Origin of the sequence: Streptomyces sp. NPDC018045 (assembly GCF_044327445.1) — a bacterium.
GTDB lineage: Bacteria > Actinomycetota > Actinomycetes > Streptomycetales > Streptomycetaceae > Streptomyces.
On record NZ_JBIRFL010000014.1, the window covers coordinates 1 to 26888 of the forward strand.

The following is a 26888-nucleotide window of genomic DNA, read 5'->3' on the forward strand; positions in this document are numbered from 1 at the left end:
GCAGGTTGAACGCCTGGAAGATGAAGCCGATCTTGTCGCGGCGGAGCTGGGTGAGCTTCTTGTCCTTCAGGCCGGTCAGCTCGGTGTCCCCGATCCGCGCGGAGCCGGACGATATGGAGTCCAGGCCCGCCATGCAGTGCATCAGTGTGGACTTGCCGGAACCGGACGGGCCCATGATGGCGGTGAAGCGGGCCCGGCCGAACTCGACGGACACCTGGTCCAGCGCGACCACACGGGTCTCGCCCTCGCCGTAGACCTTGCTCAGGTCCGTGGCACGGGCGGCGACGGCCGCGGTGGCTCGGGCGGGGGCGGGGAAAGCGGCCGCGTGGGACACGGGTGAACTCCTGAGATGGGGACGGACGGGGCCGCCGGGGCACCCGGGCCCCGGCGGGACACCGGTCAGCGCGGGGCCGCAAGAGCCCCGTGAGCCGGGTGTGTGGTGCTGTTCCATTCTCGGCCGTACGGGGGCCGCGGCGCCTCAGCCCGAAGTGGGGAAAGCCGTACCGGCCGGAAGTCCGACCCATGGTGGTTCCGTCATCCCGTGGAGGGACGGGCGTCCGACTTATGGCCGACGTAAGGGCCCGCGTCCGCGCTCCGGGCGGACGGACCCGCGAGCGGGCCCCGGTGTCCGGTCAGGGACCGAAGTCCGGTTCGGCGGGGGCCGGCCGGCGCAGTTCGTGGAAGCCCGGTACGGAAGCCATCTTCAGGGCACCGTCCCACAGCCGCCCGGCCGTCTCGCCCCGGGGCGCGGGCGAGACCACCGGCCCGAAGAAGGCGACGCCGCCCACCGCGACGACCGGCGTACCGACGTCCTCGCCGACCAGGGCGACGGCCCGCGCGTGCGAGGCCCGGATCACCGCGTCGTACTCCGTGGTCCACGCCGCCGCGGCCACCGCACGCGGCAGCCCCGCGTCGGACAGCGCGCCCTCGATGCCGTCCCACTCGCCCCGGTGGTGCAGCCGGACGCCGAGCGCCCGGTGGAAGCGGTCCAGCGCCTGGGGCCCGTACCGCTGTTCCACCGCGGCGCAGGCCCGCACCGGCGCCCACAGGTACGCGCCCCACGCACCGTCGGGGTCCTCGGGATCGGCCGCGCGGCCCTCGTTGAGCACCTGCAGACTCATCAGCCGCAGACGCACCCGGACCGGGCGGACCCGGGTCACTTCCCGGATCCACTGCGCGGCGATCCAGGTGTACGGGCAGACGGGGTCGCCCCAGAAGTCCGCCGTGACGCCGTGCCCGGCAGCCGCCGCGGGCGCCGTCCCGTCCATCCGTGCCTCCCCGCCGTCGAGGCCGGACGCGGTCAGCCGCCGCCGGCGCGCGCCCAGAACGTCTCCAGGATGCCATCGAGGAACGCCTGCCCGGCCCGCCCCGACTCGTCGGCGCTCCCGCCGCCGCCCCAGTTCAGCGAGGCGGTCATCAGCCCCTGGTAATCGCCGTGCAGCCCCTGGAGGGCGGCCTGTACGCGCGGTTTCGGCAGCGGCACCAGCTTGCCGACCGGCCGGACGTACGCCTGCCAGCGGGTGGTCGCGGCACCGCGCAGCAGCCCGGCCAGCTTCCCGTCCCGGCCGGTCAGCCGGACCAGCGCACGGCACGGCAGCCGCAGCGCCTCGGCCAGCGCGGCCGCCTGCCGGTCGGTGCCGGTCCAGGTCCCGGCCGCCTCCATCCGCGCGTACGCGGCGGGCTCCATCCCGATGCGCAGCGCCAGGCCGTCCGCCGTCAGGCCGCGTGCGAGCCGGTGTTCGCGCAAGGTCCGGGGCGCCGCGAGCAGTTCGCCCGGCGCGCACCACAGGGCTCCGGCCAGCGCGGTCAGCTCGTCCTCCGAAGGGGACGCCTCGCCCCGCTCCCAGGCGGCCACGGCCGCGGGCAGGACCCGGAGCCCGAACGCCGCCCGGATCCCGTACGCGACGTGTGCGTGCGTCATGCCGAGCGCCGCGCGCAGCCGCCGCGCCGCCGCGGCGTCGAACGGCGGTCCGGGCGGGCCGCCGGTGGGGTGCGTGGTCACCGGCACACGGTAGGGGTGGCGGTACCGGCGTACCCATGGTGCGGAGGTACAGGACGCGAAGTCGTAGGAAGCTACGGGAGCTTCCGGGTGGCCGGCCCGGTACATCCGGTAAGCCCGGTACGCCGGGGGCGCGGCGCGTGGCCACGCCGTACCCCCCCGTGCGCCCCCCGACGGCGCTGGAACCACGGCGGCGCGGCGCCGTGGAGTTGTCCGAAAGTGCGGCTCGTACGGGACCGGCAGGCCGGACAATGGGGAATCGGGCCGCGGGGGCGGCCCCGGCGCAGGGAAGAAGGTGGCGGGGATCGCAGGGGGAGGGCAGCACAAGCCCCGGCTGGGACGGCCCGAACGGCCGGTGGACCCGCAGGCCGGGCCGGTGGAGCGGCTGGCCTGGGAACTGCGGCAGTTGCGGCAGCGGGCCGGCACGCCGAGCTACCGCACGCTGGCCAAGACGGCGCACTATTCGGCCAGTACGCTCGCGGAGGCGGCCAAAGGGGAGCGGCTGGCGACGCTGGACGTCGTCCTGGCCTACGCCCAGGCGTGCGGCGGGGACCGTGCCGAGTGGGAGGCGCGGTGGCGGGCCGCCGCCGGGGCCGGCGACGACGCGCCGGTCACACCCCGGTGCCCGTACCCGGGGCTGGCCGCCTTCGAGGCGGCGAACGCCGCGGAGTACTTCGGCCGCGCGACCCTCACCAAGGAGCTGTCCGGGCGCGTCGAACAGCACCCGCTCACCGTCGTCTTCGGCGCCTCGGGAAGCGGCAAGTCCTCCCTGTTGCGGGCCGGGCTGCTGCCCCACCTCGGCGCGCCCTGGCGCCCGGTGCTGCTGACCCCCGGGGCACGCCCGCTCGGCGCCCTCGCGGAGGCGGTGGCCCGCCTGGTGGCGGAACCGGACCCGCCGGACGGCGGCACGCGGGTCCCCGACACGGTCCCGACGGCGGGGGAGCCGGCCACGGCCCCGGCAGCCGCGGACGAGGACCCGGGCACCACCGCCCCGGCCGGCCCCGCCTCCGAACCCCCGGCCCGCACCGAAGCCCGTACCGAACCCCGCACCCCCGAACCCCGCCCCCGCACCCCCGAAGACCACGCCGCCACCCTCCGCCGCCGTATGGACCAGGACCCCGCCGCCCTCGACCTCGCCCTGCGCACCTGGCTCGCCGCGCGGCCCGCCACCGCCCGCGTGCTGTTGGTCATCGACCAGTTCGAGGAGGCCTTCACCCTCTGCGCCGACGAGGCCGAACGCACCGCCTTCCTCGGCGCCGTGGCCGGCCTGGCCCGCTCCGACGACCGGCGGATCCGGCTGGCCGTCGGCATCCGGGCCGACTTCTACGCACGCTGCTTCGTCCACCCGGGGCTGGTCGCCGCCCTGCGTACGGCCGCCCAGCTTCCCGTCGGGCCGCCCAGCCGGGCCGAGTTGCGGGACATCATCGCCGAGCCCGCCGTCCGGGCCGGCGTCCAGGTGGACGCGGACCTGGTGGAGGCGGTGCTCGCCGAGGCGGCCGGCCAGCCGGGCGCGCTGCCGCTGGTCGGGCACGCGATGCGCGAGGCGTGGCACCGGCGCCGCGGCGACACCCTGCGGCTGGCCGACTACCGCGCCACCGGCGGGATGCGCGGCGCCGTGGCGCAGACCGCCGAGCGGATGTACGACGAGGCCGCGCCCCGGCAGCGGGACGTGATGCGGGCGGTGTTCCTGCGGCTGACCGCGCTCGGCGAGGGGACGGAGGACACCCGGCGCCGGCTGGCCCGTCGCGAGCTGGACGGCCTGGCCGGCCCGCAGGAGATCGACGGGCTGCTGCGCCAACTGGCCGCCGCCCGGCTGGTCGTGCTGTCCGAGGGCACGGTCGAGGTGGCCCACGAGGCCGTCATCCGGGCCTGGCCCCGGCTGCGGCACTGGCTCGACGAGGACCGGGAGGCGCTGCGCACCCACCGCAGGCTCACCGCCGCCGCCGAGGCGTGGCACGAACTGGACCGGGACGCGGGCGCGCTGTACCGGGGCGCGCAACTGGCCGGCGCGCAGACCTGGGCACGCCGGCACGGCTTCGCGCTCAACGCCCTGGAGCGCGACTTCCTGCGCAGCGCCACCGGCGCCGACCGGCGGCGGGGCCGCCGCGCGCGCTGGCTCACCGCGTCGCTCAGCGCCCTTCTCGTGCTCGCCCTGATCGCGGCGGGCGTCGCCTTCCAGCAGCGGGCCGATGCCGAGCGGCAGCGCCGGATCGCGGTGTCCCGCCAGTACGCGGCGGAGGCGGCCGAACTGCGCCGGGAGCAGCCCCAGGCGGCGGCGCTGACCGCGCTGTACGGCTACCGGCAGGCGGCGACGGTCGAGGCGCGGGGCAGTCTGCTCAGCGCCTACGCCGCCTACCGCGCCAACCAGTTCACCGGGCACACCGGCGTCGTGAACGCGGTGGCCTTCAGCCCGGACGGCCGTACCCTGGCCACCGGTTCGGTGGACCGCACGGTCAAGCTGTGGGACACCGCCACGGACCGCATGCTCGCCACCCTCATCGGCCACGTCGGCTCGGTGTACGCGCTCGCCTTCAGCCCGGACGGCCGGGTCCTGGCGACCGCCGGGGACGACGGCACCGTCCGTCTGTGGGACGTCGCCGGCCGCCGCCTGCTCGGCGTGCTGACCGGTCCCTCGGGCCGCGTGATGTCGCTGTCCTTCTCCCACGACGGCCGCACCCTCGCCTCCGGCAGCACCGGCAAGGCGGTCCGGCTGTGGGACGTGGCCTCGCGGCGTCCGGTCGCCGACCTCACCGGGCACACCGGCAACGTGTCGGCGGTGGCCTTCTCGCCGGACGGGAAGGTGCTGGCGTCGGCCGGTGACGACCGTACGGTCCGGCTGTGGGACGCGCGCACCCACCGGCCGCTGGCCGTGCTCACCGGCCACCTGCAGCAGGTGCTCGCGCTGGCCTTCAGCCGCGACGGCCGCACTCTCGCCAGCGGTGGCGGGGACCGCACGGTGCGGCTCTGGGACGTCGCCGGGCGCCGCGAGACCGGCCAGCTCGCCGGTACCGCCGACCGGATCACGGCCCTGGCCTGGTCGCCGGACCGCCGCACCCTGGCCGTGTCCAGCTACGACGGCATCGTCCGGCTGTGGGACGTCGAGGCCCGGCGCGCCCGCGAGAAGTTCACCGCCCGCGCGGAGTCGGCGAGCGCGCTGTCGTGGGCACGGGACGGCTCCGCCCTGGCCGCGCCCTCGGACGACGACACGGGGACGGTGCGGCTGTGGCGCGTCGCCGGCCAGGGCCCGGAACGGCTCGGCGGCCGGCAGAGCGCGATCACCGCGGTCGCGGTATCCCCGGACGGCCGGATCATCGCGGCGGCGGGCAGCGAACTGACGCTGTGGTCGGCCGACCGGCCGCGGCCGCTGCGGACGCTCGGCACGCCGCCCGGGGTGATCACGAGCCTGGTCTTCTCGCCGAGGAACGACGTGTTCGCCTCCGTGCACGCCGACCGCGCGGTCCGGCTGTGGGACGCGCGCACCGGCCGGCTGCTCGCCACGTTGCGCGGGCACACCAACACCGTCCGGCAGGTGGCCTTCTCGCCGGACGGCAGCAGCCTGGCCACCGTCGGGGACGACCGCAACCTGTTCCTGTGGGGCGTGGCCGGGCACCGCCGGACGGCCGCGCGCAAGCTGGCGGGCAGCGGGTCCGCCGTCGCCTTCGCGCCGGACGGCAGGACTCTGGCGATCACCGAGAACGCCGACAACCGGGGCACCGTACGGCTGCGGGACACGGCCACCCTCGACGAGACCGCCCGTTTCACCGGCCGTTCCTACCCCATCTTCGCCGCCGCCTTCGCGCCGGACGGCAGGACCCTGGCCACGTCCGGCACGGACCACGACATCCTGCTGTGGGACGTGCCGGGGCGCCGGCCGGCCGGCCGGCTGCGCGGCCATGCCAGCAGCATCGCCTCCCTGGCGTTCAGCCGGGACGGCCGCACGCTGGCCTCGGGCGGGGACGACGACACCGTACGCCTGTGGGACGTGGCCGCCCGCCGCACGTCGGCCGTGCTGTCCGGGCACACCGGCAGTGTGCTGTCCCTGTCGTTCTGGCCCGACGGTCAGGCCCTGATCAGCGGCAGCGCGGACGGCACGGTCCGCGAGTGGTACATCGTGGTGGCCGACGCGGCCGAGACGATCTGCCGGCTGAGCCGCGAGGGCCACTGGGCGCAGACGGCGCGGGGCGTGCCGTCCGACTGGAACTGCGCGTGAGCCCCGCGCCCGCGGTGGCGGGCGCGGGGCTGGTGCAGGGTCAGGCCGTACGCCTGGAGTGCCGGGACGACCGGTTGGAGGTACGTGGTGCCACCGGACGCGCAGGTGCCGCTGCCGCCCGTGACGAGGCCGAGCGCGGTGCTGCCGGAGACGGCGGGGCGGCCCGCCGCCGTACCCGGCTCGGCACAGGCCGACGTGCGGACGAGCCCGGACACCGTGCCCTCCGGGTAGGTCACGCTCACGTTCACCGCGTCCACCCGCCCGCAGTGCTGCCCGGCCGTGGGCCCGGCCAGGCACACCGACTGGCCGACGACGGGCCGGGCGGCGCCGGTGATGTCGAGGTACCGGCCGCCGAGGTCCACCTCGCCCGGGTAGGAGACGGCCGGGTTGGTGTAGCGGACGAGGGCGTGGTCCTCGCCGGGGAACCGTACGGCTTCGGTGACCCCGACGTGGACGGTACGGGCCGCGTCGGCGTACCAGTCCCGGGCGCCGCCCACACACCGGCCCGCCATGATCGCGTAATGGGTGTTCCCCTTGGTGGCGTTGAAGCCGACGGTGCAGCGGCCGGACGCGCTGTACAGGACGTCGCCCCCGCGGACCGCCGTCGCGGCGGCCGTACGGGACGGGCCGGTACCCGGGGCGGCGCCGGCCGGGAGCGCGGCGGCCAGGACCGCCGACGCGGCGGTGGCCAGGGCGGCCACGGTGCACGGTATCGCGGTGGGTCTCGGTCTCACGGTTCCTCCTCCGGGAGGGAACGGGTCAGCCCTTCACCGCGCCGCCCAGCGCGAACCCGCCGCCCAGCCGGCGCGAGATCAGCACGTACAGCAGGACGACCGGCGTCGAGTACAGGATCGAGAACGCGGCGAGCGGGCCGAAGGCGATGGCGCCGTAGTTGCCGAAGAAGGTGAAGATGCTGACCGAGGCGGGCAGTTGCTCGGGGGACAGGAGCAGCAGGAAGGGCACGAAGAAGTTGCCCCACATGATGGCGAAGGTGTAGATCGTCACGACCGTGACGCCCGGTCCCATCAGCGGCAGGATCACCCGCCACAGCGTCTGGAACCACGACGCGCCGTCCGTCCAGGCGGCCTCTTCGAGGACCCGGGGGATGCCGTCCATGAAGTTCTTCATCAGCCAGATGGCGAACGGGAGCTGGGAGGCCGCGAGGAACAGCGCGGTGCCGTACACCGTGTCGATCAGGTTGACCTGGACGTACAGCGCGTACACCGGGACCATGATCGCGGTGATGGGCAGACAGGTCGAGAACAGGATCGTCAGCAGGTACGGGCGGCTGAACCGGGAGCGGTGGCGGGACAGCGGGTAGGCCGCCAGCGCCGCGCAGGCGACCGTCAGGGCGGTGGCGCTGCCGCACAGCACCAGGCTGTTGAGCATCGGCGTGAAGGTGATCTCGTCCGTCAGGACCGCCGAGAAGTTGTCCAGCGAGGGCGCCCCGGGCACCCGCACCCGCAGTGTCGCCTCGGTGTCGAGCGAGGAGAGCACCAGCCAGGCGAGCGGTACGGCGAAGGCGACGGCCACGACGAGCAGCGCCGCGTCGGCGGCGAGGCGGCGCCGGGCGCGGCGGGTCAGCAGGGGCCTGGCGCGCGAGGCGGGCACCGCGTCACACCTCCTCGCGCAGCAGACGCAGGTAGACGGCGGAGAACAGGGCGCCCACCACCAGGAGCAGCAGGGCGACGGCGGTGCCGTACCCGATCAGCGACTTCAGGAACGCCTGGTCGTACATGAACACCGGCAGTGTCTGGCTCCGGTTGCCGGGACCGCCGCGGGTCATGACCCAGATCAGCCCGAAGACGGAGAGCGTCTGGAGGGTGTTGAGCATCAGGTTGGTGCCGATGGAGCGGCGGATCATCGGCAGCGTCACATGCCACAGCCGCTGCCGGCCGCTCGCCCCGTCCACCTCGGCGGACTCGGTGACCTCCTGGGGGATCCCGGAGAGCGCGGCCGAGTAGATCAGCATCGAGAAGGCCGTGCCGCGCCAGACGTTGGCGAACGACACGGCCAGGATCGGCAGCGTGAACAGCCAGTTCTGGGCCGGCAGGTGCAGCCACTCCAGGAGCGCGTTGAGCGTGCCGCGCCGCTCGAAGAACGTGTAGAGCAGAAAGCCCGCGACGATCTCCGGCAGGACCCAGGCGGTCAGGACGACCGCGCCGGTGACCGTGCGGACGGTCCTGGAGGCACGCCGCATCAGCGCGGCGAGCGCCAGGCCCAGGGTGTTCTGGCCCAGGACCGAGGAGATCAGGGTGAAGACCAGGGTCAGCACGACGGCGTTGCGGAAGGCCGGGTCGCCGAAGGCGTGCCGGAAGTTGTCCAGGCCCACGAAGGAGGTGGACTCCTGGCCGGTGAGCTGCATGTCGGTGAAGGCGAGGTAGCCGCAGTAGCCGATGGGACCGGCGAGGAAGAGCAGCAGCAGGACGGTCGCGGGCGCGAGCGGTGACCAGCGCAGCAGGTCCCGGCGGCGGGACCGGGCACCGCGGCCCGCCGTACCGTACGCGGTGCCCGTCGGGGCGGCGCGGCTCATGGCTTGGCGACGACCTGTCCGTCCACGATGGACCCGAGCTGCTCGTCGTAGGCCGCCGCGGCCTCCGCCGGCGTCGCGGCACCGGAGGTGACCGCCTCCATCGCCTCGCCGATCGCCGCCGACACCTTGGGGTAGACGGGCAGCGCCGGCCGGTATCGGGCGATCTCCACCAGGCCGGTGAAGAAGTCGATACCGGGCAGCGACTTCAGGTACGCGGGGTCGGCCGCCACGTCCTTGCGTACCGCGATCTGCGCGCCGCGTACGCACCACTCCACCGCGTTGCGCCGCGTCTGGAGCGTCTCGATCAGCTTCCAGGCGAGGTCGGGCCGCTGGGAGTGCCGCGGTACGGACCAGGTCCAGCCGCCCGCCAGGCTGACCCGGCCCGGCGCCGCGCCGTGCTGGGTGGGGAACGCCGCCCGGCCGAGCGTCGTCGGCCACTCGGGCCACGGGTTGCCGCCGCCCTTCGGCTGCCACTGCTGGCCCAGCCACGAGCCGTCGAGGTTGATGGCGAGCTTCTCCTCGGGCATCAGCTCGGTGGCGACGTTGGTCTGGATGGTGGGGCTGAGCGCGTCGGACACGTCGGGGCCCAGCTTCTCGCCGTAGACGGTGCGCAGGAACTCCAGGCTGTCCCGGAAGCCCTTGCTCCCGGTGACCCACTTCCCGGTCGCCGGGTCGTAGAGCGGGTCCTTGCCGGTGCCGTACAGCAGCATCTCGAAGCCCTGCATCACGGCGGCCTCGCCCGCGCCCTTGCCGGTGAAGACGTTCAGCGGGATGACGCCGGAGACCTCGCGCTTGATGGTGCGGGCCGCGTCCAGGACCTCGTCCCAGGTCCTCGGCTGCCAGTTCTGCGGCAGCCCCGCCTTCTTGAAGATCTTCTTGTTGAACCACAGGCCGCGGGTGTCCGTGCCGTCCGGTACGCCGTACGTCCTGCCGTCCCGCGCCCGCGCGGCGGCCTTCGCGGCCGGCTCGTACTGTTTCCAGTCCGCCCAGGTGGCGAGGTGATCGTCCAGCGGGCGCAGCAGTCCGGCGGTGATGTCCGAGTTGATCAGAAAGGTGTCCTCGTAGACCAGGTCGGGGGCGGTCTTCGGGGAGCGCATCATCTGCTGGATCTTGGCGTAGTAGTCGTTCTCGGACGCCTGGATGGGGATCAGCCGGACCTTCTTGCCGGGGTGGGCCTTCTCGAACGCGCGGGCCACCATCTCGATGTAGTCGTCCCGGACCGTCACCTTGTTGTTGGTGTCCTTGATGAACGCGACCTTCACAGTGTTCTTGTCACCCGCTGAACCGCCGCCGCAGGCGGCGAGCGTGCCGGCGGCCAGCACGGCGGCGGTGAGCAGAGCCATCGGAGCGGTGCGGCGCACGGCATACCTCCAACCAGCCACGGCAGGCTGCCCGGTGACCGTAAGTCAGGGATAAGGGGAGGTCAATGCCCCGACCAGCGGTAGCGCAATTCGGGGCGGCCCACCTGACCGTACTGCGGGGCGCGGGCCGCGCGTCCCGTGTCGACGAGGTGTTCGAGGTAACGGCGGGCCGTGATGCGGGAGATGCCGATCTCCTCGGCGGCCGCGGTGGCGCCGAGTCCGCCGGGGGCGGCACGCAGCGCGTCGGTCACCGCTCGCAGGGTCGCCGCGGTCAGTCCCTTGGGCAGGGCCGCGGGCTGCGGCGAGCGCAGGGCCGCGAGCGCCCGGTCCACCTCCTCCTGCCCGTCGGCCTCGCCGGCGGCCGCGCGGAAGGCGGCGTACCGCAGCAGGCGGTCGCGCAGGGTGGCGAAGGTGAACGGCTTCAGCACGTACTGCACGACCCCGAGCGAGACACCCTCCCGGACGACGGCCAGGTCGCGGGCGGAGGTGACGGCGATGACGTCGGCGCCGTGCCCGGCCGCCCGCAGCGACCGGACGAACACCAGGCCGTGCCCGTCCGGCAGGAACAGGTCCAGCAGGATCAGATCGACGCCGTGCCGGTCCAGGTGCCGCCGGGCGCCGGCGGCCGAACGCACCGTGCCCGACACGGTGAAGCCCGGCACCCGGCCCACGTACAGGGCGTGGGCGTCCGCCGCCACCGGGTCGTCCTCGACGACGAGCACCCGCAGCGGCGGCGTCCCGGCGTCGGTGTGCGACGCGCTCATCCCGCCCCGCCCGCTCCGGCCGCGCCTGCTCCGGCCTCGCGCGCTCCGGCCGCGGTGCCCTCCGTCGCCGTGTCCCCGGCCGCGATGCCACCGGCCCGCAGCGGCAGGCGCACCGTGAACTCGGCGCCGCCCTCGGCCGCCTCGCCCACCCGTACGCTCCCGCCGTGCCGGCGCACGGCCTGCCGTACGAGCGCCAGCCCGAGCCCGCGGCCCGCGCCGCCCTTCGTGCTCCACCCCCACCGGAACACGTCCTCGGCGTCCGCCACGCCCCGGACACCACCGCCGCTGTCCGCCACCCGCAGCAGCAGTTCCCCGCCGTCGGCCAGCGCGGTGACCCGCACCCGCGCGCCCTCGGGCGCCGCCTCGATCGCGTTGTCCAGCAGGTTGCCGAGCACCGTGACCAGGTCACGCGGCGGCAGGGACACGGGCAGCACGCCGTCGTCGATGCGGCTGTCGGGGGTGAGGACGAGTTCGACGCCGTGTTCGTTGGCCTGGGCCGCCTTGCCGAGGAGGAGGGCGGCGAGCACGGGTTCGGCGACCGCGCCGACGACCTGGTCGGTGAGGGCCTGGGCCAGCTCCAGCTCGGCGGTGGCGAAGTCCACGGCCTCGTCGGTGCGGCCCAGTTCGACGAGGGAGACGACGGTGTGCAGCCGGTTGGCGGCCTCGTGCGCCTGCGAGCGCAGCGCCCGGGTGGCCCCGCGTACCGAGTCCAGTTCGCCCAGGAGCGCCTGGAGTTCGGTGTGGTCGCGGAGGGTCACGACGGTGCCGCGCCGTTCGCCGCCGGAGACCGGGGAGGTGTTGACGATCAGCACCCGGTCGTCGGTGAGGTGGAGTTCGTCCGTGTGCGGAGCGGGGGAGCGGAGGGCCCCGGTGAGGCCGGCCGGCAGGCCCAGTTCGGCGACCGGCCGGCCGACCGGATCGCCGCGCAGGCCGAGCAGCTCGCGCGCTCCGTCGTTGAGGAGCGCCACCCGCCGCTCCCCGTCCAGCATCAGCAGCCCCTCGCGCACCGCGTGCAGCGCCGCCTCGTGGTAGTCGTGCAGACGGCTCAGTTCGGCGGCGTTCATGCCGTGGGTGTGCCGGCGCAGTCGCGCGTTGACGAGGTACGTACCGAGCCCGCCCAGCGCCAGCACCCCGGCCGCGACGGCGGCCGGGGCCATGGCCTCCCGGCGCAGCCCGTCGCCGATCGTCGCGACGGTGATGCCGGAGCTGACCAGGGCGACGACGCGTCCGCCGCGCTCCTGGTCCCGGACCGGCGTGATGACCCGTACGGACGGGCCGAGCCTGCCCCGGTACGTCTCGGTGTGGGTGCGGCCGGCCCGGGCCTGGGCGGTCCGGCCGAGGTAGGTACGGCCGATGGCGGACGGTTCGGGGTGCGTCCATCGCTTGCCTGTCGTGTCCATGATCACGATGAAGTCGACCCCGGCGTCCCGCCGCAGCCGCTCGGTGTACGGCTGGAGCTCCGCCGTGGGATCGGCCGAGCGCACCGCCCGCGCCACCGCCGGCGCGTCCGCGACCGCGGCCGCCACCGCCGTCGTCTGCCGCCGTGCGGTCTCCTCCGCCTGCCGCCCGGCACTGACGTACGCGAAACCGGCGTACCCCGCCACCACCACGCCGACCAGCACCACCTGCACGGCGAAAAGCTGCCCGGCCAGGCTGCGCGGCCACCGGACGCGCGGCCGGGGCGCGGGGGACGCGCCACGGGCGGGCTGTGCGGGACGCGGCGGATCCCCCTGTTGGGAACGTGGCATGGGCGACAGTCTGCCCGTTCCTTCAGCCGTGAACGAAACGCACGCAAGGGTGACGGGCGCCACGGCCGCCGTGCATAGTCACCGGGACCGTCCTGCGTACGGGCCGCGTACCGGCACGACACGGGCCGCGTACGGGTTGCAGAGCCGCAGACCGGCGCAGGACCACATACCGAGGAGTCAGCCGTGGCCGCACAGACCCCACCGCCCGGGGGGACGACCGAGCAGACCGCACCGCAGCGCACGCGGGACCGGACGCATTACCTCTACATCGCCGTGATCGTCGCCGTGCTCGCCGGCATCGCCGTGGGTTTCGCGGCCCCCGGTTTCGCCGTCGGGCTGAAGCCGCTGGGCACCGGCTTCGTGAACCTGATCAAGATGATGATCTCGCCGGTGATCTTCTGCACGATCGTGCTGGGCGTCGGCTCGGTCCGCAAGGCTGCCAAGGTCGGCGCGGTCGGCGGCCTGGCGCTCGGCTACTTCATGGTGATGTCCACGGTCGCGCTGGGCATCGGCCTGGTGGTGGGCAACGTCCTCGAACCGGGCTCCGGCCTGCACCTGACCGAGTCGCTGCGGCACGCGGGGCAGGCGCAGACGAAGGGCGGCGCCGAGTCGACCGCGGACTTCCTGCTCGGCATCATCCCGGACACGCTGGTCTCCGCGCTCACCCACGGCGAGGTGCTCCAGACACTGCTGGTGGCGCTGCTCGTCGGCTTCGGCCTCCAGGCGATGGGCGCCTCCGGCGAGCCGGTGCTGCGCGGTATCGGGCACCTCCAGCGCCTGGTCTTCCGCGTGCTCTCCATGATCATGTGGGCCGCGCCGGTGGGCGCGTTCGGCGCGATGGCCGCGGTGGTCGGCGCGACCGGCGTGGACGCGCTGAAATCGCTCGCCGTCATCATGGTCGGCTTCTACCTGACCTGCCTGCTGTTCGTCCTGGTCGTGCTCGGCGCGCTGCTGCGTCTGATCGCCGGGGTGAACATCTTCTCCCTCCTGAAGTACCTGGGCCGGGAGTTCCTGCTGATCCTGTCCACCTCCTCCTCCGAATCCGCGCTGCCGCGGCTGATCGCGAAGATGGAGCACCTGGGCGTCAGCAAGCCGGTCGTCGGCATCACCGTGCCGACCGGCTACAGCTTCAACCTCGACGGCACCGCCATCTACCTGACGATGTCCTCGCTGTTCATCGCGGAGGCGATGGGCAGTCCGCTGACCATCGGCCAGCAGGTCTCGCTGCTCGTCTTCATGATCATCGCGTCCAAGGGCGCGGCGGGCGTGACCGGCGCCGGTCTGGCGACGCTGGCCGGCGGCCTCCAGTCGCACCGCCCCGAACTGGTCGACGGTGTCGGTCTGATCGTCGGCATCGACCGCTTCATGAGCGAGGCCCGCGCGCTCACCAACTTCGCGGGCAACGCGGTGGCCACCGTCCTCGTCGGCACCTGGACCAAGGAGATCGACAAGGCCCGGGCGGGCGAGGTGCTCGCCGGCAAGCTGCCGTTCGACGAGCGCACCCTCAGCCCGGACGGCCACACCGCGGACTCCGACGCGGCGCCGGACGGCGCACCGGAGCCGCACGCGGCCGGGCCGAAGGCGCCGGCGAAGGTCTGAACCATCTGCCGCGCCTTGCGGGTTCGGGGTGGTTCGCGGCCGGTACGGGGCCGATGCGGGGTCGGCATGGGGCCGGTACGGGGCCGGCGCGGGGCCGGTTTGCGGCGGCGCCGCGCCGGTCGCCCCCGTCAGCCGGCCGCTCCGCCGGCCGGCCGGTCGCTCCCGCCGTCACCCCTGCGGCCCGGCCGCCCGGCCGTCCGGCGTCTCCGGCGCCGCCCCCGTCTCCCGCGCCGCCCCCGTCACCGGTGACGCCTCCGCCTCCCGTACCGCTTCCGCAACCCGCTCGGCCGGTACGCCCGCTGCCGCCAGCACCGTCTCCGCCGCCGCGGGCCCGGCCGCCACGGCGCTCAGGTCGCCGTCGTTGACCGCCTGCATCAGCCCGAACAGCATGTGTTCGTGTACGTGGGCGAGTGCGCGCGGAGTGAGCGGTGAGCGGAACAGCCCCGCCCCCAGGCCGCGCGTCAGGATGGTCGTGGCGCGGCGCCGTACGGGCTCCAGGCGGGCCCGGATGCCCGCGTCGGTGACGTTGCTCTGGGCGAGCGAGACCAGCAGCCGGTAGCGGTCGGCGCACTCCCACGCGGCGAGCGTGGCCCGGGCCAGCGCCACGTCGGCGGGTTCGGACGGGTCGGCCGTGCCGTCGGCGAAGGCGGTCGTCACATCGTCGACGGCGGCGTCCGTCAGTGCGGTGATCAGCGCCTCCCGGCTCGGGAAGTGCCCGTAGACGGTGCGCCGCACCACGCCGGCGGCGCGGGCGATCTGGTCCATGGTCGCGTCCGGGTGCCGGAGCAGTTCGGTCAGCGCGATGTCCATGATCCGGCGGCGGTTGGCGTGGGCGCGGCTGGTGAGTGCGGTCATGGCGCGGCGGCTCCTCGGTCGGCGGACGCGTGCGGTCACGGTCCCGCTCCCGTCTCATTTTGCACATGGCTGTGCAGCGACGTAAATTGCACACCGCTGTGTAATTGCACAGCGGTGTGCAAGATCGTGCACGCACTGTGCTCGACCACGAGAACGTTCGAGGAGTCAGGGGTGAATCGGGTGCCTCCGAAGGAGACCCGGCCGGTCCACGAGACGGACCGGCCCTATGCGAAGCGCTGGTGGGCCCTGGGCGTACTGTGCCTGAGCCTGCTGATCATCGTGATGGCGAACACCTCGCTCACCGTCGCGGCCCCCGACATGACCGCCGACCTGGGCCTGAGCAGCTCCGACCTGCAGTGGGTCATCGACGCCTACACCGTCCCGTACGCCGCGCTGATGCTGATGCTCGGCGCCGTCGGCGACAAGTACAGCCGCCGCGGGGCCCTCGTCCTCGGCCTGCTGGTCTTCGCCGGCGGTTCGGTCGCGGGCGCCCTGGTGGACAGCTCCGGCGGCGTGATCACGGCACGTGCCGTGATGGGCGTGGGCGCGGCCATGATCATGCCCGCGACGCTGTCCCTGCTGGCCGCCGCCTTCCCGCGCGGCGAACGCGCACTGGCCATCACCATCTGGACCGCGACCGCCGGACTGGCCATCGCCGTCGGCCCGCTGGTGGCCGGCGCGCTCCTGGAGAACCACGGCTGGGCCTCGTCCTTCCTGATCAACGTGCCGGTCGCCGCGCTCGGCATCGTGGGCGCGCTGCTGGTCGTTCCGGCGTCCAAGGCGGGCCACAGCGACCGGCTCGACTACGTCGGCGGCCTGCTGTCCGTCGTCTGGGTCGGCTCGCTGATCTACATGCTCATCCAGGGACCGCACTTCGGCTGGGACGCCCGCGCCGTCGGCGCCGCGGTGGCCGCCGGTGTCGGCCTGGTGCTGTTCGTCGTCTGGGAGCTGCGCCACCCGCGCCCGGTGCTGAACGTACGCCGCTTCGTCCACCGCGGCTTCGCCGGCGCCAACCTCGCCGTGGCCCTCTTCTTCCTCGCGGTCTTCGGCGCGTTCTACTACCTCACCCAGCACCTCCAGTTCGTCCTGGGCTACTCCCCGCTGGACACCGGCATACGGATGCTGCCGCTGGCCGGCGCGGTCTTCGTGGGCGCCGCGCTGACCGGCTTCCTGACGCCGCGGCTGGGCATGAAGGTCACCGTCACCACCGGCATGGTCGGCGGCACGGTCGCCCTGGCCCTGCTCACCCGCGTGGACGCCGGTTCCTCGTACGGGGACTTCCTCGCCCCGCTCATCGTCCTGGGCCTGGCCATCGGCCTGTCCCTGTCACCGTGCACCGACGCCATCATGGGCGCCTTCCCCGAGGACCAGCTCGGTGTCGGCGGCGCGGTCAACGACACCTCCATCGAGCTGGGCGGCTCGCTCGGCATCGCCATCCTGGGCTCCGTCCTGGCGAGCACCTACTCCACCAAGCTGTCCGACGCGGCGGCCTCGGCGGCGGCGCACGGCGGCCCGAAGCTGCCCGGCGACGCCCTGTCCACCGCGCAGGATTCGGTGGGCGCCGGGCTGGCGGTGGCCAAGGAGGTCGGCAAGCAGGTCGCGAGCGGCGCCGCGCCGAAGGTCGGCCCGGAGCAGGCCCAGGCGCTCGGCCTCCAGCAGGCCCAGGCGGTCGCGGACGCGGTGCGCGGGGCGTTCTCCGACGCGGTGGCGCACACCAGCCTGATCGGCGCGGTCGTCCTCGGGGCGGGGACGGTGCTGGTCGCCGTACTGCTGCCCCGTCGCCGCCGTACGCAGGAGCCGGACGCCGGGCCGGAGGCCGCCCGGGAGCCGGTCGCGGCGGGCAGCGGCAGCGCGGCGCCGCGCGCCTGAGCCGGATCCGCGCGATCCCGCACTCCACCGCGGGGGCGATTGTCAGTGGCAGGTGCCACGATGCAATCGGCCCGGTGGTGGAGTGCGGGCGTTTCGGGGTGGGAGCGAGTGAGGGGTGCAAGCCGATGGGGACCTGGGGCATGGGGCCGTTCGACCACGACGCGGCGGCGGATCTGCTGGACGACCTGGCCGCCATGCCGGCGGACCGGCGGCTCGGCGCGATACGGGGCGTGCTCTCCACCGCCGCCGCCGAACGGGACTACCTCGAAGCACCGGAAGGCGCCATGGCCGTGGCCGCCGCGGCTCTGACGGCCGCCGCCCGCGCCGCGAGCGCCTCCCCGCCCGGCTCCGCGTACGCCCCGGACCTCACGATCCCCGCGCCGCCGCCCCAGCTCGCCGTGCTCGCGGTGCACGCCCTGGACCGGGTGTGCGCGCCGGACTCGGAGCTGGCCGAGCTGTGGGACGCGGCGGACGGCGGCAGGGAGTGGCGGGCGGGTATGGCCCGGCTGCGCGCGGAACTGACGGCCCGGCCCGACTGACCAGCCCGCAGGCCGCTGCCCGCAGTCCGTCGAACGCCGCCTGCCGCCCACAGCCTGCCACCCGCCGTCTGTGCCTTCCGCCCGCTGCCACGCCCGGCCACGCTCGGCCCCGCCCGGCCACCGGCCCGCGGCGGACCGCCGCGAGGGCACCCCCACGCCCGCCCCCGCCGCCCTGCGAGGGACCGCCGTCAGGCCGGCCGCAGCCAGACCGTGGCCAGCGGCGGCAGCACGGGAGTGACGGACGCCGGCCGCCCGTGCCACGGCACGGCCGCGTCGGGCACCAGCGGCTCGGGGTTGGCCACCCCGCTCCCGCCGTACCGCGCCTCGTCCGTGTTCAGGACCTCCCGCCATGCCGTCACGTCCTCCGGCACCCCGAGCGGGTACGCGTGCCGTACCACCGGCGAGAAGTTGGAGACCGCCAGCAGCGGGGTGCCGTCCCTGCCGTAGCGCAGGAACGCGAAGACGTTGTCCTCACCGGCGTCGCCGACGACCCAGGAGAAGCCCTCCGGCACGGTGTCCCGCTCCCACAGCGCGGGCGTGTCCGTGTAGCGGCGGTTCAGGTCGCGCACCAGGTCCCGTACGCCCCGGTGGTCGGGCTCGGCCGAGTACGACGGGTCCAGCAGCCACCAGTCGGGGCCGTGCCCCTCGGCCCACTCCGCCCCCTGCGCGAACTCCTGCCCCATGAACAGGAGCTGCTTGCCCGGGTGCGCCCACATGAACCCCAGGTACGCCCGCTGCGTGGCCCGCTGCTGCCACCAGTCACCGGGCATCTTGGAGACCAGCGACCGCTTGCCGTGCACCACCTCGTCGTGCGAGATCGGCAGCACGTAGTTCTCCGAGTACGCGTACACCATCGAGAACGTCATCTCGTTGTGGTGGTACTTGCGGTGCACCGGTTCCTTGCTGACGTAGCCCAGCGAATCGTGCATCCAGCCCATGTTCCACTTCAGCCCGAAGCCCAGCCCGCCGAAGCCGCCGGGCCCCACGTGGTGGGTGGCGCGGGTGACGCCGTCCCAGGCGGTGGACTCCTCGGCGACGGTGACGACACCGGGGCAGCGCCGGTAGACGGTGGCGTTCATCTCCTGGAGGAAGGCCACCGCGTCCAGGTTCTCCCGCCCGCCGTGCGCGTTGGGCGTCCACTCGCCGCTCTCCCGGGAGTAGTCGAGGTAGAGCATCGAGGCGACCGCGTCCACCCGCAGCCCGTCGATGTGGAACTCCTCGCACCAGTACACCGCGTTGGCCACCAGGAAGTTGCGTACCTCGGCGCGGCCGTAGTCGAACTCCAGGGTGCCCCAGTCGGGGTGCGCGGCCCGCGCCGGGTCCTCGTGCTCGTACAGCGTCCGCCCGTCGAACTCCGCCAGCGCCCAGGCGTCGCGCGGGAAGTGCGCCGGCACCCAGTCCATCAGCACCCCGATCCCGGCCCGGTGCAACGCGTCGACCAGGTACTTGAAGTCGTCGGGGGTGCCCATCCGGGCGGTCGGCGCGTAGAAGCCGGTGACCTGGTAGCCCCACGAGCCGCCGAAGGGGTGCTCGGCGACCGGCATCAGCTCGACGTGGGTGAAGCCCAGGTCCTTGACGTAGGCGGGCAACTGCTGGGCGAGCTGCCGGTACGTGAGCCCGGGGCGCCAGGACGCCAGGTGGACCTCGTAGACGGAGAACGGCGCCTCGTGCACCGGGCGCTCGGCACGCCGCTCCATCCAGGCGGCATCCTGCCACCGGTGGTGCGAGGCGTGCACGACGGAGGCGTTGGCGGGCGGGCACTCCGTACGGCGGGCCATCGGGTCGGCGCGCAGCGTCTTCGAGCCGTCCGGCCGGGTGATCTCGAACTTGTACAGCTCGCCCTCGCCCACCCCGGGCAGGAACAGCTCCCAGACACCGGACGAGCCGAGCGAGCGCATCGGGAACCCGGTGCCGTCCCAGTAGTTGAAGTCGCCGACCACGCGCACACCCCGGGCGTTCGGCGCCCAGACGGTGAAGCGGGTGCCGGTCACCCCCTGGTGCACCATCGGCCACGCGCCCATCGCCCGCCACAGCTCCTCGTGGCGGCCCTCACCGAACAGGTGCAGATCCAGCTCACCGACGGCGGGCAGGAAGCGGTACGGGTCGTGCACGCTCACGTCGTTGTCCTCGTACGAGACCAGCAGCTCGTACTCGGGGACCGCGGACAGCGGCAGGACACCGCCGAACAGCCCGTCGCCCTCGTCGTGCAGATCGGCGCGCAGGCCCTTGGCGAGGACGGTGACGGCCTTCGCGTACGGGCGCAGCACCCGGAAGAGCACACCGCCGCGCACCGGGTGGGCGCCGAGCAGACCGTGCGGGTCGTGGTGCGCGCCGGACAGCAGCCGGTCACGGTCCCCGGGGTCGGGCGGCGGTGCGGTCCGCACTCCGTGGCTCCCGCCGCTGGGCTCCGGCGCGGCCTCGGCCGCGCCGCCGTCGGGCCGGGCGCGTCCGGGCCGCTCCGGCAGCGGCTCGCCGTGGTCCCGCTGGTGCGGCGGCCGCTCCGCGGACGACGGGGCGTCGGCGGGGGCGGACGCGGAGGGCGTGGAGGGAGCGGTGGGCGAGGCGGCCCCGCCGGGCCCGGCAGGCTCATCACGCCCCGGCAGGAAGGTCGCCGGGACACCGGGCCGGCCGGCGGCCGCCTCCGGGGACGCGCCCCGGACGGCCGGGCCGCGGGCGGACGCGGGTTCTTGCGATGGGCGGCGGGACGACGAACGGGCGGTCACGAGAGGAGCCTCCTCGGCCAGATGTCAGGGTTGTCTGAGGTACTGGGGTCTGGTACGTGCCGGGCGCGGCGCGGGCGCGGCCGGGGCCCGCGGCGCGGTGCCCGCCGCGCGGGCCGCGGTGACGGCCACGGGCCCCGGACGCCCGGCTCCGGCGAGCCGCGCCCGGCCCGGTGCTCCGTACCGCTGCGGGTGGCCCGCTCCCGCCGTTTCATGCACGCCCATCGGCCCCGCCCGGGTCCGGTCCGGCACAGGGGTCGGAGCCCGCGGCGCCCCGGGACGTCTGCGCCCCGGCCAGCCGCCGCACCGCGGCCATCGGTACGGGCAGCCAGTTCGGCCGGTGGCGGGCCTCGTACAGCACCTCGTAGACGGCCTTGTCGGTCTCGTAGGCCCGCATCAGCTCGGGCGCCGAGCGCGGGTCGAGCCCGCCGGCCTCCGCGTAGCCGAGGCAGTAGGCGGCCCGGGTGCGCCGGGCCCACTCCAGCGACCACGGGTCGCCGCCCGAAGGGCCGCTGCGCGCCGCGTAGTCGAATGAGCGCAGCATGGCCGCCACGTCGCGCACCGCCGGCTGCGGACGCCGCCGCTCGGCCAGCGGCCGGGACGGCTCGCCCTCGAAGTCGATCAGTGACCAGCGGCCCTCGTCGGCGGTCCGCAGCGTCTGGCCCAGGTGCAGGTCGCCGTGGATGCGCTGCGCGGACCAGGCGCGGCCGTCGTGCCCGAGCGCCGCGAGGTCGTCGAAGGCGGTGCGCAGCCGCGCGCAGTACGGCCGCAGCGCGGGCACCACGCGCGCGGTGGCCACCAGCCGCTCGTTCATCTGCGCGGCGACCGCGTCCAGTTGGGGGCGGCGCAGCTCGGTGGTGGGCAGTGTCTCGGCCAGCGCGGTGTGCACCTCGGCGGTGGCGTGCCCGAGCGCCCGCGCCGAGCTGGTGAAGTCGGCCTGTACGGCGAGCGCGTTGAGGGCGAGCTGCCACCCGTCGGCGGAGCCGCTCAGATACGGCTGGAGCACCCCGAGCGTGACCGGCTCGCCCTCGCCCGCCTCCGGGTCGGTCTCGAACCACGCGGCGGGCGCCGGGACCCGTCCGCACTTGGCGCGGGCCAGCGCCAGCGGCAGTTCCAGGTCCGGGTTGAGGCCGGGCGCGGTACGCCGGAACACCTTGAGGATGTACGCATCGCCGTAGACCACCGAGGAGTTGGTCTGCTCGGCGGTGACCGGGCGGGCGGGCATCCCGGAGGAGATGGTGCTGTCGGCCACCCGGCGGAACCGCAGCCCGCCGAGCCGCCCCGGCACCCGCAGCCGCTCCAGCAGGAGCGCGCACAGCCGGTTGTCCAGCAGGGCGTCGTAGACCGTGCGCCCGTGCAGCGGGCCGCCGGCGGGGCGGCCGATCACGGCGGGGGCGAGCTGCGGCGGCAGGGCGCTGTGCACGCCGAGCAGGAGCTGGTAGCAGTCCGCGCTCGCCGCCGGGCCCCCGGGGTGCGCGGCGGCCTGACCGGCCGGGCTCCCCGGTGGGGCCGGATGCGGGGCCCCGGGAGGAGCCGCCGACTGCTGCGCCCGTACGAGCAGATGCAGCAGCCCCGGTGTGGCGCCACCCGCCGCGCACGGCAGCAACTCGGTCGCCGACACCAGCGTGAATCCCGTGATCGGCCGCCCTTTGCCGGCGAACCACCGCTGTCGCGGCAGCCATTCGCTCAGCAGGGGGACGAGGGAGGACAACAGCGCGGGCGCGGTGGTCGAGAGGCGGTCATGCGAACTGCGGATGGCACGGGTCGAGGCGGTCTCCGACATGGCGTCGCGTCCTTTCCCCGGGCACACGACAGGTAGGGCAGAGTGTCCCGGAATGCGGCCTTGACTGTGCGGCGGTGCGGGACGTGTCGGGTGAGGATCGTCCGTACGGCAGCGGCGTCCGTGGGCATTACCCCTGACGCCGGGGTTTCGGCGCTGGCTCACCCGGCCCGTGCGGTAGTAGGGAGACTGCCCGTGGGGGCGGTCGGAAAACGCCCGCACCCGCCTCGCGGGCGGATACGGGCGGCGGTTTTCCGCCGCCCCGGCCGGACGCCGGTGGGGCCCCTAGACCGCCCCCCTCCGCAGCCGGAACCAATAGAAGCCGTGGCCCGCCAGGGTCAGCAGATAGGGCCATTCGCCGATGGGCGGGAAACGGACGCCGCCGATCAGCTCGACCGGATGCCGCCCGTTGAATGTGCGCAGATCCAGTTCGGTGGGCTGCGCGAAACGCGAGAAATTGTGCACGCACAGCACCAGGTCGTCCTGGTATTCACGCAGGAAGGCCAGTACCGCGGGGTTGGACGAGGGCAGTTCGGTGTAGGTGCCGAGGCCGAAGGCCGGGTTCTGCTTACGGATCTCGATCATGCGCCGGGTCCAGTGGAGCAGCGACGACGGCGAGGACATCGACGCCTCGACGTTGGTGACCTGATAGCCGTAGACCGGGTCCATGATGGTCGGCAGGAAGAGCCGGCCGGGGTCGCAGGAGGAGAAACCCGCGTTCCGGTCGGGCGTCCACTGCATCGGCGTGCGGACCGCGTCCCGGTCGCCGAGCCAGATGTTGTCGCCCATGCCGATCTCGTCGCCGTAATACAGGATCGGCGAGCCCGGCAGCGACAGCAGCAGCGCGGTGAACAGCTCGATCTGGTTGCGGTCGTTGTCGAGCAGCGAGGCCAGTCGGCGGCGGATGCCGATATTGGCCCGCATGCGCGGGTCCTTGGCATATTCCGCGTACATATAGTCGCGCTCTTCGTCCGTGACCATTTCGAGTGTCAGCTCGTCGTGGTTGCGCAGGAAGATGCCCCACTGGCAGTTGGCCGGAATCGCCGGGGTCTTGGCCAGAATTTCCGAGACCGGGTAGCGCGATTCCCTGCGGACCGCCATGAAGATACGCGGCATGACCGGGAAATGGAACGCCATGTGGCATTCGTCCCCGCCCTTGGAGTAGTCGCCGAAATAGTCGACGACGTCCTCCGGCCACTGGTTGGCCTCGGCCAGCAGCACCGTGTCCGGGTAATGCGCGTCGATCTCCGCCCGTACGTGCTTGAGGAAGGCGTGCGAGGCGGGCAGGTTCTCGCAGTTGGTGCCCTCCTCGGCGTACAGGTACGGGACCGCGTCCAGCCGGAATCCGTCGATGCCCAGGTCGAGCCAGAAGCGCAGGGCGGAGATCATCTCCTCCTGGACGGCCGGGTTCTCGTAGTTCAGGTCCGGCTGGTGGGAGAAGAAGCGGTGCCAGAAGTACTGCTTGCGCACCGGGTCGAAGGTCCAGTTCGACGCCTCGGTGTCGACGAAGATGATCCGCGCGTCCTGGTACTGCTTGTCGTCGTCGGCCCAGACGTAGTAATCACCGTACGGGCCGTCCGGGTCGGTGCGGGACTCCTGGAACCACGGGTGCTGGTCGCTGGTGTGGTTCATGACGAAGTCGATGATCACCCGCATCCCGCGCTGGTGCGCGGCGTCCACGAACTCCACGAAGTCGGCCAGGTCGCCGAATTCCGGGAGTACGGCCGTGTAGTCCGACACGTCGTAACCGCCGTCCCGCAGCGGCGACTTGAAGAACGGGGGCAGCCACAGGCAGTCCACGCCCAGCCACTGGAGATAGTCCAGTTTGGCCGTGATGCCCTTGAGGTCGCCGATGCCGTCACCGTTGCTGTCCTGGAAGGAGCGCACCAGGACCTCGTAGAAGACGGCCCGTTTGAACCAGTCGGGGTCGCGGTCCTTGGCCGGCGTGTCCTCGAACTTGTCCGGGACGGGCTCGTTGACGATCAATTGGGTGACCCTCCGATCGGTGAGGACGGTCGCAGGGAGAACAGGTGCGCGGGCGCCGGTGAACGGCCCGGTTCGAGGCGTACATAGTTGTCCCTGCCCCAGTGGTAGGTCTCGCCGGTGAGCTCGTCGCGCACCGGGACGGAATCATGCCAATCGAGGCCGAGTTCCGGCATGTCCAACGACACCGTCGCCTCGTGGGTGTGGTGCGGGTCGAGGTTGACGACGGTGAGCACCGTGTCGGCCCCGGCGCCGTTTCCGGCCCGTTTGGAATAGGCGAGGACGGCGTCGTCGTCGACGGTGTGGAAATGGAGGTCGCGTAGCTGTTGGAGTGCCGGGTGGCGGCGCCGCAAGCGGTTCAGCGTGGTGATGAGAGGAGCGATCGTACGTCCCTGGCGCGCCGCTGTCTCCCAGTCCCGGGGCCTGAGTTGGTACTTCTCGGAATCCAGGTACTCCTCGCTGCCACTTCGTACCGGTGTCGACTCGCACAGCTCGAATCCGGCGTAGACGCCCCACGTCGGGGAGAGGGTGGCGGCCAGTACGGCCCGCACCTCGAACGCGGGCCGCCCGCCGTGCTGCAGATAGGCGTGGAGGATGTCCGGCGTATTGACGAAGAAATTCGGCCGCATGTACGGGGCCGATTGGCGCGACAGCTCGGTGAGGTACTCGGTGAGTTCGTGCTTGGAGTTGCGCCAGGTGAAATAGGTGTACGACTGCTGGAACCCGATCTGTGCCAGCGTGCGCATCATGGCCGGCCGGGTGAACGCCTCGGCCAGGAAGATGACGTCCGGATCCGTGCGGTTGACGTCCGCGATGACCTTCTCCCAGAAGAGCACCGGCTTGGTGTGCGGGTTGTCCACCCGGAAGATGCGCACCCCGCGCTCCATCCAGAAGCGCAGCAGCCGTTCCGTCTCCCGCACCAGCCCGCCCAGGTCCGCGTCGAACGCGATCGGGTGGATGTCCTGGTACTTCTTCGGCGGGTTCTCGGCGTAGGCGATGGAGCCGTCCGCCCGGTGGTGGAACCACTCGGGGTGCTCGGTGATCCAGGGGTGGTCCGGCGAGCACTGGAGGGCGAAGTCCAGCGCCACCTCCATGCGCAGGTCGCGGGCCGTGCGGACGAAGTGCTCGAAGTCCTCGAAGGTGCCGAGGTCCGGGTGCAGGGCGTCGTGCCCGCCCTCGGGCGAGCCGATGGCCCACGGCGACCCCACGTCGCCCGGCGCCGCGGACAGCGCGTTGTTGCGGCCCTTGCGGTAGGAGGTGCCGATGGGGTGCACGGGCGGCAGATAGACCACGTCGAACCCCATGGCCGCGACCGCCGGCAGCCGCTCGGCAGCCGTCCGGAACGTGCCGCTGACCGGCGCCTCGCCCTTCCGGACGACCGCGCCCTCCGAGCGCGGGAACAGCTCGTACCACGACCCGAACAGGGCGCGGCGGCGCTCGACCAGCAGCGGCACCGTCCGTGAGGCGGTGACCAGTTCGCGCAGCGGGTGCCGGGCGAGCGCGCCGGTGACCTCGGGGGTGAGCGCGGCGGCGAGCCGGGTCGCGGCGGGCAGCTTCGGATCGCGCAGGGCGTCCGCCGCGGCCAGCACCGCTTCCCGGCCGTCCCTCTTGGGCACCCCCTCGGCGGCGCGTTCGTGCAGCGCGGCACCCTCGGCGAGGACCATGTCGGTGTCGATACCGGCCGGGATCTTGATACCGGCCTGGTGACGCCAGGTGCCGACCGGATCCGACCAGCCCTCGACGCCGTACGTCCACCGGCCCTCCACGTCCGGGGTGACCTCGGCGCCCCACCGGTCCGTGCCGGGCGCCAGTTCGCGCATGGGGGTCCAGGGGCCGGGGCGGCCCAGCGGGTCGCGCAGGACGACGTTGGCGGCGACCGCGTCGTGCCCCTCGCGGAAGACCGTGGCCGAGATCTCGAAGGTCTCTCCGACCACCGCTTTCGCCGGGCGACGGCCGCAGTCGATCAGCGGGTGGAGGTCGAGCACGGGAATGCGGCCGATCATGGGGTCACCTGACACTCGGGACGTGCTACCGGATTCTGTCCTTTCTATCGTTTTTGTGACGGGTGGGCGGGCTGCGGGCATGGGCTCTCCTGTCCGCTTTCACTCGGTTGGCGGATGGGGGTGGCGCGGAAGCCGTGCGGCGCGCCGGGGCGCAAGAGCGGTACCGCACAAGCCTTCCCGTGGCGCGGGGGCGGGCAATCCGGCCGTCCGCGCACTACCGGTACGTAACCGCGGAACGGAATATGACCCGGGCTCCGGCCAGGCCGACCGGTGGTACGGACGCCCCCGGCGCACGGCCCCCGCCCCGCCCGCACGCGGTACGGGGGCGGACCGTCCGGTGTGCACCAGCGGGAGCTGACCTGCGACAACGTGGTCGGCGAGCCGGTGCCCGCCGCCTTGTTCCGATGCGTGGCCGCCGCGGCGGCCAGCGCGTTCCGCACCTCCTTCGGATCGGCCCGCCGGTGGGACGACAGATGGAGCGCAGCCGCGCCGGCTGCGTGCGGAGCGGCCATGGACGTACCGGAGAGGGTCCGCTCCGCAGTGTCCCCCGAGTTCCACGCCGACGTGATGTCCACACCCGGTGCGAACAGGCCGAGTTGCGCATCCCGATCGGGGAACGCCGCGCGCAGGACCGCGGACGTCGCCCGCCCCGGACGTGACCGCCTCCCGGCCCCGCCCCAACTCGGGCGGACGCCGCCGGGATCGCGGGGGAGGCCCGGCTGCCGCACCCGGCCCGGGGGCGCCACACGGCGTCCGTCCGGCGCGATGCCGAGCAGGCGTGCACGAGGGTGGGGAACCGGCCGTACCGGCCGCGAGAGGCGGCGGGGGTGCGGGGGAGGGGGGCCCGGATCCCGCCGTCGTGGTGGGGCGCGGCATGCCTTCGGACGGCTGGAAGACGCCCTTCGGGTGACCGGCTCGGCCGAAC

Annotated in this window: 18 protein-coding genes; 4 read left to right on the forward strand and 14 right to left on the reverse strand. The window is 73.7% G+C overall.

What is annotated here, in order from left to right; translation table 11 throughout:
* The 3 genes from ACH4EB_RS26105 to ACH4EB_RS26115 form a co-directional block, all read right to left on the reverse strand.
* Positions 1-334: ATP-binding cassette domain-containing protein (locus ACH4EB_RS26105; RefSeq protein WP_398350148.1), on the reverse strand; the 334-nt coding region annotated here is incomplete at its 3' end.
* Positions 335-632: 298 nt separating this feature from the next.
* On the reverse strand, positions 633-1268 hold the full coding sequence (locus tag ACH4EB_RS26110; RefSeq protein WP_398350150.1) for a disulfide bond formation protein DsbA: 636 nt from the start codon (positions 1266-1268) through the stop codon (positions 633-635).
* Positions 1269-1300: 32 nt separating this feature from the next.
* Positions 1301-2008, reverse strand: a complete 708-nt coding sequence (locus ACH4EB_RS26115) for an XRE family transcriptional regulator (protein WP_398350152.1) — start codon at positions 2006-2008, stop codon at positions 1301-1303.
* A gap of 286 nt (positions 2009-2294) precedes the next feature.
* Between ACH4EB_RS26115 and ACH4EB_RS26120 the strand changes: the two genes are divergently transcribed.
* Complete coding sequence (locus ACH4EB_RS26120) at positions 2295-6209, forward strand: hypothetical protein (RefSeq protein ID WP_398350153.1); 3915 nt, start codon at positions 2295-2297, stop codon at positions 6207-6209.
* Between the two features lie 759 nt (positions 6210-6968).
* Here ACH4EB_RS26120 and ACH4EB_RS26125 read toward each other — a convergent pair.
* From ACH4EB_RS26125 to ACH4EB_RS26145, 5 genes are all read right to left on the reverse strand, one after another.
* Positions 6969-7820 carry a carbohydrate ABC transporter permease gene (locus ACH4EB_RS26125; protein ID WP_398350155.1) on the reverse strand — a complete coding sequence of 284 codons (852 nt, stop codon included), beginning with the start codon at positions 7818-7820 and terminating at the stop codon, positions 6969-6971.
* Between the two features lie 4 nt (positions 7821-7824).
* Positions 7825-8742 (reverse strand): carbohydrate ABC transporter permease, encoded by a 918-nt coding sequence (locus ACH4EB_RS26130; RefSeq protein WP_398350156.1) that lies wholly within the window; start codon positions 8740-8742, stop codon positions 7825-7827.
* Positions 8739-10103, reverse strand: a complete 1365-nt coding sequence (locus ACH4EB_RS26135) for an extracellular solute-binding protein (protein WP_398350158.1) — start codon at positions 10101-10103, stop codon at positions 8739-8741. The genes ACH4EB_RS26130 and ACH4EB_RS26135 overlap by 4 nt, the downstream gene beginning before the upstream one ends.
* A 62-nt stretch (positions 10104-10165) precedes the next feature.
* Positions 10166-10867 (reverse strand): response regulator, encoded by a 702-nt coding sequence (locus tag ACH4EB_RS26140; protein WP_398350159.1) that lies wholly within the window; start codon positions 10865-10867, stop codon positions 10166-10168.
* Complete coding sequence (locus tag ACH4EB_RS26145; RefSeq protein WP_398350161.1) at positions 10864-12615, reverse strand: ATP-binding protein; 1752 nt, start codon at positions 12613-12615, stop codon at positions 10864-10866. Before ACH4EB_RS26145 ends, ACH4EB_RS26140 begins: the two co-directional genes overlap by 4 nt.
* Positions 12616-12798: 183 nt before the next feature.
* Here ACH4EB_RS26145 and ACH4EB_RS26150 point away from each other — a divergent pair, with 183 nt between their 5' ends.
* The gene (locus tag ACH4EB_RS26150) at positions 12799-14214 is read left to right on the forward strand and encodes a cation:dicarboxylate symporter family transporter (RefSeq protein ID WP_398350163.1); all 1416 of its coding nucleotides are present in this window, start codon (positions 12799-12801) and stop codon (positions 14212-14214) included.
* 168 nt (positions 14215-14382) lie between these two features.
* Here ACH4EB_RS26150 and ACH4EB_RS26155 read toward each other — a convergent pair whose 3' ends face one another.
* Positions 14383-15069 carry a TetR/AcrR family transcriptional regulator gene (locus tag ACH4EB_RS26155; RefSeq protein WP_398350164.1) on the reverse strand — a complete coding sequence of 229 codons (687 nt, stop codon included), beginning with the start codon at positions 15067-15069 and terminating at the stop codon, positions 14383-14385.
* 180 nt (positions 15070-15249) lie between these two features.
* Here ACH4EB_RS26155 and ACH4EB_RS26160 point away from each other — a divergent pair, with 180 nt between their 5' ends.
* A complete protein-coding gene (locus tag ACH4EB_RS26160; protein WP_398350303.1) occupies positions 15250-16938 on the forward strand; it encodes an MFS transporter in 1689 nt (562 codons plus the stop codon).
* Positions 16939-17063: 125 nt separating this feature from the next.
* Complete coding sequence (locus ACH4EB_RS26165; protein ID WP_398350165.1) at positions 17064-17477, forward strand: DUF4259 domain-containing protein; 414 nt, start codon at positions 17064-17066, stop codon at positions 17475-17477.
* A gap of 188 nt (positions 17478-17665) precedes the next feature.
* Here ACH4EB_RS26165 and glgB read toward each other — a convergent pair whose 3' ends face one another.
* The 5 genes from glgB to ACH4EB_RS26190 all read right to left on the reverse strand — a co-directional run bounded on the left by glgB (position 17666) and on the right by ACH4EB_RS26190 (position 26709).
* Complete coding sequence (gene glgB / locus ACH4EB_RS26170) at positions 17666-20200, reverse strand: 1,4-alpha-glucan branching enzyme (protein ID WP_398350167.1); 2535 nt, start codon at positions 20198-20200, stop codon at positions 17666-17668.
* 208 nt (positions 20201-20408) lie between these two features.
* Positions 20409-21980 (reverse strand): maltokinase, encoded by a 1572-nt coding sequence (locus tag ACH4EB_RS26175; RefSeq protein WP_398350169.1) that lies wholly within the window; start codon positions 21978-21980, stop codon positions 20409-20411.
* Positions 21981-22262: 282 nt separating this feature from the next.
* On the reverse strand, positions 22263-23963 hold the full coding sequence (gene treS, locus ACH4EB_RS26180; protein WP_398350170.1) for a maltose alpha-D-glucosyltransferase: 1701 nt from the start codon (positions 23961-23963) through the stop codon (positions 22263-22265).
* Positions 23960-25963 (reverse strand): maltotransferase domain-containing protein, encoded by a 2004-nt coding sequence (locus ACH4EB_RS26185; protein ID WP_398350172.1) that lies wholly within the window; start codon positions 25961-25963, stop codon positions 23960-23962. The genes treS and ACH4EB_RS26185 overlap by 4 nt, the downstream gene beginning before the upstream one ends.
* Positions 25964-26007: 44 nt before the next feature.
* Positions 26008-26709 carry a S8 family serine peptidase gene (locus tag ACH4EB_RS26190; RefSeq protein ID WP_398350174.1) on the reverse strand — a complete coding sequence of 234 codons (702 nt, stop codon included), beginning with the start codon at positions 26707-26709 and terminating at the stop codon, positions 26008-26010.
* Positions 26710-26888 lie beyond the last annotated feature (179 nt).

Coding starts and splice junctions, on each gene's coding strand:
- ACH4EB_RS26110 (WP_398350150.1), bottom strand. CDS start 1,268: ATGGACGGGACGGCGCCCGCGGCGGCTGCCGGGCACGGCGTCACGGCG.
- ACH4EB_RS26130 (WP_398350156.1), bottom strand. CDS start 8,742: ATGAGCCGCGCCGCCCCGACGGGCACCGCGTACGGTACGGCGGGCCGC.
- ACH4EB_RS26140 (WP_398350159.1), bottom strand. CDS start 10,867: ATGAGCGCGTCGCACACCGACGCCGGGACGCCGCCGCTGCGGGTGCTC.
- ACH4EB_RS26145 (WP_398350161.1), bottom strand. CDS start 12,615: ATGCCACGTTCCCAACAGGGGGATCCGCCGCGTCCCGCACAGCCCGCC.
- ACH4EB_RS26155 (WP_398350164.1), bottom strand. CDS start 15,069: ATGACCGCACTCACCAGCCGCGCCCACGCCAACCGCCGCCGGATCATG.
- ACH4EB_RS26165 (WP_398350165.1), top strand. CDS start 17,064: ATGGGGACCTGGGGCATGGGGCCGTTCGACCACGACGCGGCGGCGGAT.
- ACH4EB_RS26175 (WP_398350169.1), bottom strand. CDS start 21,980: ATGTCGGAGACCGCCTCGACCCGTGCCATCCGCAGTTCGCATGACCGC.
- ACH4EB_RS26185 (WP_398350172.1), bottom strand. CDS start 25,963: ATGATCGGCCGCATTCCCGTGCTCGACCTCCACCCGCTGATCGACTGC.